The sequence below is a fragment of the Variovorax sp. J31P207 genome, assembly GCF_030316965.1.
GTDB classification, from domain to species: domain Bacteria; phylum Pseudomonadota; class Gammaproteobacteria; order Burkholderiales; family Burkholderiaceae_C; genus Variovorax; species Variovorax ginsengisoli_B.
The window spans coordinates 62,060-71,855 of record NZ_JASZYN010000022.1 but is presented as its reverse complement, the minus strand read 5'-3'; the positions used below and the strand labels follow the sequence as shown (position 1 = coordinate 71,855).

Genomic DNA, 9,796 nt, shown 5'->3' with positions numbered 1-9,796 from the left:
GATCGGACCCAGCGCGTCGATCGGCCACAAGTTTGAACTCCCGCACGGTAGCGGGCCATTGATCTCGCAGCGGCCCGCGGCGCACTGCAGCTGGAGGCCCGCGGCATCCGGACGCCAGATCTCGGTTCGGAGGGCGATCGGCGTCGCTGCTGACGACAGAAGGCTGAGCACCCAAGTGTCGTTGCCTCTCACACCGCAGGGGATCGACAACGCTCGCAGAATGCCGGCCGCAGCGGCCTCGGCGCCGCGCAGAAAGTATTTCGACCCGGCAATGTCGTCGATGAACATCGCGGATTCGCGCTGCCAAGCCAGACCCGGGGCGCCTGCGCCTCGCGGCAGCCAGGTGTCGCGCGTGAGAATTTCCAGCGCTGGCGACGTGGAGCCGAAGTAGCCGTCTGCAAGAGTCAAATCGGTGCCAACGCGCGGATCGTTATGCCATAGTTCGACAGCACCAATATGCGAGCCGGTGTCACCGCAGAGAAGCACAACCACGCAGGTCAGTACATCCCCAACGAAGATCGGGAATGCGACTGCACAACTCAAGCCTGCTGCCCTTGCTGCTGCCGCACGTCTGAAATAGGACCCTTCCAACTTGCGCAGCATCGCTGGGTGGCCATCATCCCATGCGCGTCCCGGCAGACCTTCGGCTCTTCCAAAACACATCTGCTTGGTGACAGCACCAAAAGCCGGCGCGGAATCGAACAAGCCGCCGGCCAACTCCAACAAGCTTTCGTCGTCTGACGGTACCCAGACCTCAGCAAGCCGAATGAAAGTTTTCATGAGAGGAGATCAAGCATTTTTCGGGCCATGGACTGGTCGATGCCAACGGATGCGCTTCGTCGAACCGTCTCGGAATTGATCAGCGCAACCGCCGGAGCCTGCGCTTTCGAGTCGGCGACCGCACTCGATCTAGACCGGTTGAACGCCATTTTCAATGCGGCTCAGAAGCGCGCGCCATGGCGCGAGGCTGTGGTGACGGCTGGGTCCTTCATGTGAAGTGGCACAGAGCCGTTCTGCGATGTGGACTCTGCCCTGCTGCTTCAGAGCCCCGTTCCAGCGTCTCGACGATGCGAAGCCCCTTGGCCACCGTCTCTGCCCATTCGGCTGCCGGCTCGGAGTCCGAGACGATCCCAGCGCCCAACTGCACCATCACGCGCCCGCCGGCAACGATCGCCGTGCGAATGACGACCGACAGGTCCATGTTGCCACGGCAATCCAGGTAGCCAACCGAGCCTGCATACCAGCCGCGGCGCAAGGTCTCGAGCCCCTCGATGATCTCCATCGCCTTGACCTTCGGCGCTCCGGTCATCGAGCCCGGTGGCCAGCACGCGCGCAGCAGTTGTGCGACGCCGCAGTCAGGGCGCAGTCGCGCCCGCACGGTCGACACCATCTGCCACACGCTGGCATAGGGCTCCAGCTCGAACAGCTCGGGCACTGCGACGCTACCGGTCGCGGCCACGCGCCCGAGGTCATTGCGCATCAGGTCGACGATCATCACGTTCTCCGCGCGATCCTTGACGCTCGCCGCCAGTTGCTGACGTCGAGCGGCGTCCTCCGTCTCGCCGATACCTCGCGCTGCAGTTCCCTTGATCGGACGCGCCTCGAGCCTGTCTCCCCTCCGGTGAAGGAATCGCTCGGGCGAGCAACTGGCGATCGCGAAGCCCGGCCCTTCGAGGTAGGCCGCGAACGGCGCCGGATGCGCCGACGCGAGGTCTTCGTACAAGGCCCAGGCGTCGCCCTCGAATGCCGCCTCCTCACGCCGCGTCAGGTTGACCTGCAGCACATCGCCGCGGGTGATGGCCTCGCGGATGGTTTCCACGCCGCGTTCGAACTGCGCGCGCGATGTGCGCAGACTGAGCGATCCGGCCTGCCACTGACCGCGTTCGGGCAGAGGCCCGCTTGCACGCTCGATGGTCCGCGCCCAGGCCTCTGCCCGCCCGGCGCGGGTCCAGGGCCAACGCTCCGCGGGGCCGCGGACGGTGGCCTCCCACCACTGACCGCTCGGGTGGTGGAACCCCAGCACCTGGTCCACCGCAATCCACCATTGCCGGGGCAGGATCGGGTCGTGCAGGGCCTGTTCAGGCAGGCGCTCGACATGGCGTGCGAGGTCGTAGCCCAGCACGCCTACCCAGCCACCGACGAAGTCCATGCCTTCGGGACAGTCGCCCTCGAAGCGGACGCTGTCGGGCTCCCCAGCGGCGACCGCCGCGAGCGCTTCAAAGGGATCGGCCCAGCACGCGATCTCGCGGCCGTCGCGTTCGAGCCGGGTCGTGGTCTCGTCTGTGTACAGTGTGGCCAGCGCTGGTCCGGCGATGTAGGACCACTGGGCCTGGCGCGGCATGGGCAGCGCGCTTTCGAGCAGCGCGAAACGTCCCTCGCCGCGCAGCCGCGCCATCGTGCCGCGTGGGCCGTCCGGCAGTGCCACGGGGCGAATCGTCACTTCAATTTCGATCATGTCTTCATTCGAATATCAGGCGCTTGAGCGTCAACGCTTCCACCAACCATCCGATGCGCCCGCGTGGGCAGAGCACGCCCGCGACATGCTGCGCCTGCTGCTGGCACAGGACGGATCGACCACCCGCCTGTGCGAAACCATCGCCGGCGGTCCGGTTTCGCTGCATGTGCTGGAGCAGCGCATCGTGCAGGCGGTGCCCGCCGAAGTGCGTGCAGTGCTTCCGGGCGCGAGCTTCATCGAGCGGATCACCTGCCTCGCCGCTCATGGCCAGGTGTTGATGGACAACCTGTCGTACATCGCACTCGAGGGCCTGCCGGAGGATGTGCAGCGCGACCTCGAGGCTGGCGCGATGCCGATCGGTCATCTGCTGTCGCGCCTGTGGGTGCGCCGCTCGTTCCTCGATGCGGCGCCGGTGCTGTACGAACGGCTCTGGGGCGCGGTCGGTGGACTCCCTGACTCCGACGCGTCGCGCACGTACTGCATCGTGACACCCGAGGGCCCGCGCATGCTCATTGCCGAGACCTATCGGCGCGGCATGCTGATGCGCAGACCGGCGGCCGGAGACTGACGTACCGGCAGCGCGCTGAGCCCTCGGTACACCGCATTGCCGCTCCAGCGCGGCTGCGCGTCGACCAGGCGCAGATGCGGAAACCGATGCAGCAGGCGATCAAAGACGATCTGAGCCTCCATCAGCGTCAGGCTGGCGCCGATGCACACATGCGGTCCGGCGCCGAACGACAACAAGCCGCCCGGGCGGCGCGCGATGTCCAGGCGATCGGCCTCTGAGTAGCGCACACTATCGCGGTTGGCAGAGGCGATGAGCGCGACCACCAGGTCGCCGCGGCGCAGCTGTCGACCGTGCAACACCAGGTCGGCCGCCACGCGGCGGCCGGTGTACTGCACAGGGCTGTCGAAGCGAAGCAGTTCGCGCACCGCACCCGGCAGCAACGCGGACCCGTGCTGCAGGCGCTGCCATTGGTCGGGATTGGCGAGCAGCGCCTGGAGCCCGTTGCCCAGCAGGTTGCGCGTGGTCTCGTGGCCGGCGAACAGCAGCATCGCGCATTGGGCGAGCAGCTCGGCCCCGGGCTGGATGTCGCCGGCCGCCTCGGCCCGCAGCAACCGGCTCACGAGGTCGTCGCCCGGGGTGCGCCGGCGCTGAGGCACGAGATACTCGAAGTAGCCGGTCATCGCCAGCAGGCTGGTGCGAGCGCGCCGGACCTGCTCGAGCGAGGGCACGGGCGCACCGATGAAGGTCGCCAGATCGTCGGACCAGGCGATGAAGTCGCCGTGATCGGCCGCGGGGATGTTCATCAGCATCGCCATCACCTCGGCCGGCAGCGGCCGCGCCAGTGCCTGCATGAAGTCGAAGCCCGCGTCGGCATCCACCGCATCGAGCAAGGCATCGACGCGGCGCTCGATGGCCGGCGCGAACTTCTGCAGGACGTCACTGCGAAAGCCTGCATTGAGCACGCCCCGGATGCGCGTATGGTCCGGCGCGTCGACGAACAGCATCGCGCGCGCGAAGAGCTGCTGGAAATCCTTCAACTCGCCGCGCGCGGCCGGGCTTTGCATCACCCAGCCGCCGGTGCGCTGGGCCGAGAACCGCACGGCGTCGCGAAGCACCGCCTCGACATCGGCATGGCGGGTCAGAAGCCACGCGCCGCCGAAGAACTCGTCGCTCCAGTGGATCGGCCCGGCCTCGCGCAGCGCGGCGTAGGTCGGATAGGGATCGGCGCGGAACGCCGCGTCGATGATCGGGCGGCCGAGCGGGCTCGACGGGGGCGCCAGCACCGCGCTCATCGTTGGCTCTGGACCTTCAGCCCCAGCCGGTCGAACAGCGCCCGGTCGCGCTCGGCCTGCGGATTGCTTGTGGTCAGCAGCTTGTCGCCGTAGAAGATCGAATTGGCGCCGGCGGCGAAGCACAGCGCCTGCAGCGCCTCGTCCATCTGCTCGCGCCCGGCCGACAGCCGCACCATGGTGGTCGGCATCGTGATGCGCGCGACCGCGATGGTGCGCACGAACTCGAAGGGGTCGAGCGGCTCGGTGCCGGCCAGCGGGGTGCCTTCGATCTGCACCAAGTTGTTGATCGGCACCGACTCGGGATAGGGCTCGAGATTGGCCAGTTGGGCGATCAGCCCGGCGCGCTGGGCACGGTTCTCGCCCATGCCCACGATGCCGCCGCAGCAGACGTTGATGCCCACGTCGCGCACGCGGGCCAGCGTATCGAGCCGGTCCTGGTAGGTGCGGGTGCTGATGACGTTGCCGTAGAACTCGGGGGCGCTGTCCAGGTTGTGGTTGTAGTAGTCGAGCCCCGCATCCTTCAGGGCCTGGGCCTGCTGCGCCTCGAGCATCCCGAGCGTCATGCAGGTCTCCAGGCCCAGCGCGCGCACCTCGCGCACCATGTCGGTCACCTTTTCCATGTCACGCGCCTTCGGACTGCGCCAGGCCGCTCCCATGCAGAAGCGCGTGGCCCCTTGTGCTTTAGCGGCCTGCGCCGCTTCGACCACCTCCGCCAGGGCCATCAGCTTGCTCGCCTCCACGCCGGTGTCGAAGTGAGCGGACTGCGGGCAGTAGCCGCAGTCTTCCGCGCAGCCACCGGTCTTGATCGACAGCAGGGTCGACAGCTGTACCTCATTGGCATCGAAGTGTTCGCGATGAACCTGCTGCGCTTGGAACAGAAGATCCATGAACGGCAATGCGTAGAGCGCCTCGATGTCTGCGACAAGCCAACGCTGATCGATGCGCGGCTCGTTGCGCGACGTCGCGCCACGCAACGACGACAGGGAAACGGTGGATGTTGTCGTGGAAGTGGATTTGGTGATCATGTCGTCTTTCAGGGATGGTCTCTTCGAGCCAGAATAGCCAGCCACCGGTCACAAGGGTGGCCAACGTGGTTGCAGATCGCGCCATGCTCACACTTGCTCTCAGGGCAGCTCGAACAGCGTTCGCAGCGCCGCATCGTCGAGGTGGACCGCCACGGCCGCAGCGTCAGGGCGGGTCAGCCTGGGGACCATGCCCAGGCAAGGCGCCTGGTGGCGCCGTCGCAGTTCTTGGCGAAGGGTGGCGAGGTTGTCGTCGCGGTACGGCATCGCCGGATCGACCGTGTTTGCGACCCAGCCTGCCAGTCGCAAACCGCGTGCATGTATGGCCTCGGCCGTGAGCAGCGCATGGTTGATGCAGCCGAGCCGCAACCCGACCACCAGCACGACCGGCAAGTCCAGGTCCATGGCGAAGTCGGCGCTGTCGAAATTCGGCCCAAGCGGCACACAGAAGCCGCCCACGCCCTCGACGATCAGGTGCTCGGCGCGCGTCGCGAGCGCCAGGGCACCTCGCAGCAGAAAGGCACGCTCGATGGTGCGGCCTTCGAGCGCTGCCGCGATGTGCGGTGCGCAAGCAGCCTTGAACTGGAGGGGCCCGACGTCGGCATCGGCCAACGCCACCGAGCTCGCATCGCGCAGCGCACGCACGTCCTCGTTAACGTCTTCCCCACCGATCACCTCGGTGCCGGCCGCCACGGGCTTGTAGCCGGCACAACGCAGCCCCTGCGCGCCGAGCCAGAGCAGCAGCGCGGCGCTGACGCGCGTCTTGCCGACCTCGGTGTCGGTGCCGGTCACGAAGCAACCCCGCATCGCGGCGGAACTCATTGCAGCGTTCCAGCGGCCTGCGCCAAGCCATCGAGGAGCGCCTGCACATCCTTCGGCGTGTGCGCGGCGCTCAGCGTGATACGCAGCCGGGCGGTGCCCACGGGCACCGTCGGCGGACGGATCGCCGGCACCCACAGGCCCTGCGCGTCGAGCCCTGCCGCGAGGGCCAGCGCCGCGGCGTTGTCGCCGACGATCAGCGGCTGGATCGCGGTGGCGGAATCTGCCAACCGCCAGCCGAGACCGGGGTATTGCTGCACCAATGTCGTGAGGCCATCGCGCAGCATGGCGATCGATTGCGCCAATCGGGCGCGCCGCGCTTCGCCCTCGTCGCCAGCAATCAAACGCAGACTGGTGAGCACGGCATGCGCGATCGCCGGTGGCGCCGCCGTGGTGTAGACGTAGCTGCGCGCCGACTGCACGAGCCAGTCGATCACGCTCGGGTGGGCGGCCACGAAGGCCCCGCCCAGGCCCACGGCCTTGCCCAGCGTGCCCATGCAGATGAGGCGCTCGCTGCGCAGGCCGAAGTGCGACAGGCTGCCGCTGCCGTCGTTGCCCAGCACGCCAAAGCCATGCGCATCGTCAATGACCAGCCAGGCGTCGTGCGCCTCGGCCAACGCCAAAAGAGCCGGCAGGTCGGCCAGGTCGCCGTCCATGCTGAACACGGCATCGGTCACGATCAGCTTGATTGGCGTGCTGCAGCGCCAGAGCTGGTTGGCGAGCAGGTCGAGCCGGCCGTGGGGGTAGCGCTGCAGCGGCGCCTTGGCCAGCAGTGCGCCGTCGACCAGCGATGCATGGTTGAGCTTGTCGGCAAAGATGGTCGCGCTTGTATCGCCCAAAGCGGTGAGAAGCGCCAGGTTAGCCATGTAGCCGGTGCAGAAGCTCAGCGTCTTGGCCTCCGGGATGCACGGCGAAAGCCAGCGGGCGAGTTCGTCCTCGAGCAGCACATGGGCGCGTGAATGGCCGCTGATCAGATGCGACGCGCCGCTGCCTGCGCCATAGCGGCGCGCGCCTGCGGCCAGCGCCTCGATCAAGTCTGGATGGTTCGCCAGCCCCAGGTAGTCGTTGCTGCAGAAGGACAGCATGTCGCGCCCGGACACCCGCTGGTGCGGCGCGCAGGGCGACTCGGCCGTGCGGCGCTGCCTTCGCAGCGCCTGGGCGTCGCGCTCACGCAGTCGGTGGTTCAGATGTTCGATCAACATTGGCGTTCTCTGTGTGGGCCACCGCATCCAGCGTGGCCATCACGCGTTGCGCGAGCCAGGCGGCCAGCTCATCGTCCAGCACGTAGGGCGGCATCAGGTAGACGGTACGGCCGATCGGGCGGATCAGCAGCTCGCGCGCGCGGCCGGCGAGGTGGAAGCGCTCGGCAAAGCGCTCACCGACGAAGGCCTCCCGCACATCGAACGCCCAGATCATCCCGCGCTGGCGGAAGTGCTCGACGCGCGGATCGTTCTGCAGAGGCGCGAGCGCCGAAGTCAATGCCACGGCGCGCTGCCGGTTGCGCTGCAGGACATCGTCCTCTTCGAAGCGGTCGAGCACCGCGAGCGCCGCCCGGCAGGCCAGTGCATTGCCGGTGTAGGAGTGCGAGTGCAGGAAACCGCGCGCCACGTCGTCGTCGAGAAAGGCCTCGTAGATGTGGTCGCGCGTCATCACCAGCGACAACGGCAGCATGCCGCCGCTGATGCCCTTGGACAGGCACACGAAATCGGGCCAGATCCCGGCCTGCTCGCAGGCGAAGAAGGTCCCGGTGCGCCCGCAGCCCACCGCGATCTCGTCGGCGATCAGGCTCACTTCGTAGCGGTCGCATAGCGCTCGCACCGTGCGCAGATAGGCCGGGTCGTGCATGGCCATGCCGGCAGCGCCCTGTACCAGCGGTTCGATGATCAGAGCGGCGATGTGTTCGTGGCGAGCCTCGAACAGCGCCTCCAACTCAGCGGCGGCCCGCGTGGCCACGTCTGCCGCTGTCTCGCCGGGCCCGGCCTGGCGGGCGTCGGGCGACATCACCTGGTGCGCCCGCATGAGCAGCGGATCGTAGGCATCGCGGAACACTGCCACATCGGTGACCGCCAGGGCTCCGAGCGTCTCGCCGTGGTAGCCCTGGCGCAGGCAGACGAACTCCCGCTTGTCCGAACGCCCGCGGTTGCGCCAGTGGTGGAAACTCATCTTCAGGGCGATCTCGACCGCCGAGGCGCCGTCGCTGGCAAAGAAGCAATGGCCGAGCACACCGCCGGTCAGCGCCGACAGCCGCTCGGCCAGCTCCACCGCCGGAGCGTGGGTGCAGCCGGCCAGCATCACGTGCGGCAGGCGGTCGAGCTGGTCCTTCAAGGCTGCGTTGATGCGCGCATCCGCATGGCCGAACAGATTGACCCACCACGAACTGGTAGCGTCGAAGTAGCGATGGCCTTCGTGGTCGATGAGCCATGGGCCCTCGCCACGCGCGATCGGCAGCGGCGGGACCGCAGCGGCGCGCTGCATCTGGGTGCATGGGTGCCAGACGCTGCGCACGCTGCGCTGTTGCCAGGCTTCATTGGCGCCGACGTTGTGTGCATGTGGGCGATTCATGGGGGCGCAGTTCCTCTTTTCCCTGACTTGGCATCAGGCCACGACGGCTTCGCCGGAAGCCGCCTGCACGGGGATGTGCGTGCGCTCTTCCTGGACGCGGTTGGCGTGGTCGACGAAGACCAGCTTCGGCCGATGCGCCGTCACCTGCTCCTCGGGCACGAGGCAGAAGGCCGCGATGATGATCAGGTCGCCCACGGCCGCCCGCCGCGCGGCCGAGCCGTTGACCGAGATGATGCCGGTGCCGCGCTGGCCGCGGATCGCGTAGGTGACGAAGCGCTCGCCGTTGTTGATGTTCCAGATGTGGACCTGCTCGTTCTCGGCCATGCCGGCGGCGTCGAGCAGGTCTTCGTCGATGGCGCAGGAGCCTTCGTAGTGCAGTTCGCAGTCGGTGACGGCGACCCGGTGGATGGTGGATGGTGGATCTTGGACTTGAGCAGGGTGCGGAACATGGTGTGAAGCTCTTTCTCTCGGATACAGAAGGATGAGGGGGCGCCTCAGCCGGCTGGCGACGCGGCGATGCCACTTGCGCCAATCGACTGGCGATGTCTCACAGCGCGCTTGGAAACGACGGCTCGCAATGCGCTTGTGTCCGGTGCGGCGCGATGGTCAATGACGTCGGCGTGCCGCCAAAGATCTGTTGAATGCATGAAAAATCACGGGTCGTTGCTCTCGGTTCTGGTCACAAACGGGGCGAACCATAACCGACTCTTGCGCTACGCCCACGTGCATTTAGAGCCGAGAGAATGTGGGTGCGTCGCAGCTGCATCGGGATATCGATGCCCTGTGCGATTGCAGCGAATCGCGGCTTGGCCATCACGCAAAACCCGTCGCCGAACCACTCTCCTCGCACGTCGCTCTGCTCGCACACGTGCTCCTCGACCACGGGGACATAAAACGCCTCGACGCTCGAGCCCAATCTGGAGTCACGATGCGAGGTTCATGTTGAACAAGGTTCGCCGCCGAATTCCTGCATCGGCGAGCCAATACGAAACCGGCCAACGCCGCCTCGATCGCGGTGAACTTCGTGGTCTAGGAACTGGTCAAGCGGAGGTGGAACATCCAGGCCTTCCGGGCGCTGGACGAACTCGGCTCCTTTGCCGCGGGCAAACCGACCGTGTATTTCGACGATGGGTACACG

8 protein-coding genes and 1 pseudogene are annotated in these 9,796 nt (G+C 67.2%); 1 reads left to right on the top strand and 8 read right to left on the bottom strand.

Translation table 11 applies throughout. The annotated features are described in order from the left end of the window. Both QTI68_RS38110 and pabB read right to left on the bottom strand, forming a co-directional pair. A partial coding sequence (locus QTI68_RS38110) for a hypothetical protein (protein WP_286529467.1) occupies positions 1 to 780 on the bottom strand: 780 nt, incomplete at its 3' end. Positions 781 to 988: 208 nt separating this feature from the next. Beyond that, positions 989 to 2,455, bottom strand: a complete 1,467-nt coding sequence (pabB, locus tag QTI68_RS38105; RefSeq protein ID WP_286529465.1) for an aminodeoxychorismate synthase component I — start codon at positions 2,453 to 2,455, stop codon at positions 989 to 991. On the opposite strand from pabB, the gene QTI68_RS38100 reads away from it, so the two are divergent. Beyond that, positions 2,454 to 3,023, top strand: a complete 570-nt coding sequence (locus QTI68_RS38100; protein WP_286529463.1) for a chorismate--pyruvate lyase family protein — start codon at positions 2,454 to 2,456, stop codon at positions 3,021 to 3,023. The two genes, pabB and QTI68_RS38100, sit on opposite strands and share 2 nt — an antisense overlap. Here QTI68_RS38100 and QTI68_RS38095 read toward each other — a convergent pair. The 6 genes and pseudogenes from QTI68_RS38095 to panD all read right to left on the bottom strand — a co-directional run bounded on the left by QTI68_RS38095 (position 2,978) and on the right by panD (position 9,107). Continuing rightward, positions 2,978 to 4,255, bottom strand: coding sequence for a cytochrome P450 (locus tag QTI68_RS38095; RefSeq protein ID WP_286529462.1), 1,278 nt, complete (start codon positions 4,253 to 4,255; stop codon positions 2,978 to 2,980). The genes QTI68_RS38100 and QTI68_RS38095 overlap by 46 nt on opposite strands. Further along, positions 4,252 to 5,280 (bottom strand): biotin synthase BioB, encoded by a 1,029-nt coding sequence (gene bioB / locus QTI68_RS38090; protein ID WP_286529461.1) that lies wholly within the window; start codon positions 5,278 to 5,280, stop codon positions 4,252 to 4,254. The genes QTI68_RS38095 and bioB overlap by 4 nt, the downstream gene beginning before the upstream one ends. 99 nt (positions 5,281 to 5,379) lie before the next feature. Continuing rightward, positions 5,380 to 6,099 (bottom strand): dethiobiotin synthase, encoded by a 720-nt coding sequence (gene bioD, locus QTI68_RS38085; protein WP_286529459.1) that lies wholly within the window; start codon positions 6,097 to 6,099, stop codon positions 5,380 to 5,382. Then, complete coding sequence (gene bioF / locus QTI68_RS38080; protein WP_286529458.1) at positions 6,096 to 7,298, bottom strand: 8-amino-7-oxononanoate synthase; 1,203 nt, start codon at positions 7,296 to 7,298, stop codon at positions 6,096 to 6,098. The genes bioD and bioF overlap by 4 nt, the downstream gene beginning before the upstream one ends. Then, on the bottom strand, positions 7,264 to 8,658 hold the full coding sequence (gene bioA / locus QTI68_RS38075) for an adenosylmethionine--8-amino-7-oxononanoate transaminase (protein WP_286529457.1): 1,395 nt from the start codon (positions 8,656 to 8,658) through the stop codon (positions 7,264 to 7,266). Before bioA ends, bioF begins: the two co-directional genes overlap by 35 nt. A 33-nt stretch (positions 8,659 to 8,691) precedes the next feature. Continuing rightward, positions 8,692 to 9,107, bottom strand: a pseudogene (gene panD / locus QTI68_RS38070) (aspartate 1-decarboxylase). Positions 9,108 to 9,796 lie beyond the last annotated feature (689 nt).

Coding starts and splice junctions, on each gene's coding strand:
- QTI68_RS38095 (WP_286529462.1), bottom strand. CDS start 4,255: ATGAGCGCGGTGCTGGCGCCCCCGTCGAGCCCGCTCGGCCGCCCGATC.
- QTI68_RS38100 (WP_286529463.1), top strand. CDS start 2,454: ATGTCTTCATTCGAATATCAGGCGCTTGAGCGTCAACGCTTCCACCAA.
- bioF (WP_286529458.1), bottom strand. CDS start 7,298: ATGTTGATCGAACATCTGAACCACCGACTGCGTGAGCGCGACGCCCAG.
- pabB (WP_286529465.1), bottom strand. CDS start 2,455: ATGATCGAAATTGAAGTGACGATTCGCCCCGTGGCACTGCCGGACGGC.
- bioA (WP_286529457.1), bottom strand. CDS start 8,658: ATGAATCGCCCACATGCACACAACGTCGGCGCCAATGAAGCCTGGCAA.
- bioD (WP_286529459.1), bottom strand. CDS start 6,099: ATGAGTTCCGCCGCGATGCGGGGTTGCTTCGTGACCGGCACCGACACC.
- bioB (WP_286529461.1), bottom strand. CDS start 5,280: ATGATCACCAAATCCACTTCCACGACAACATCCACCGTTTCCCTGTCG.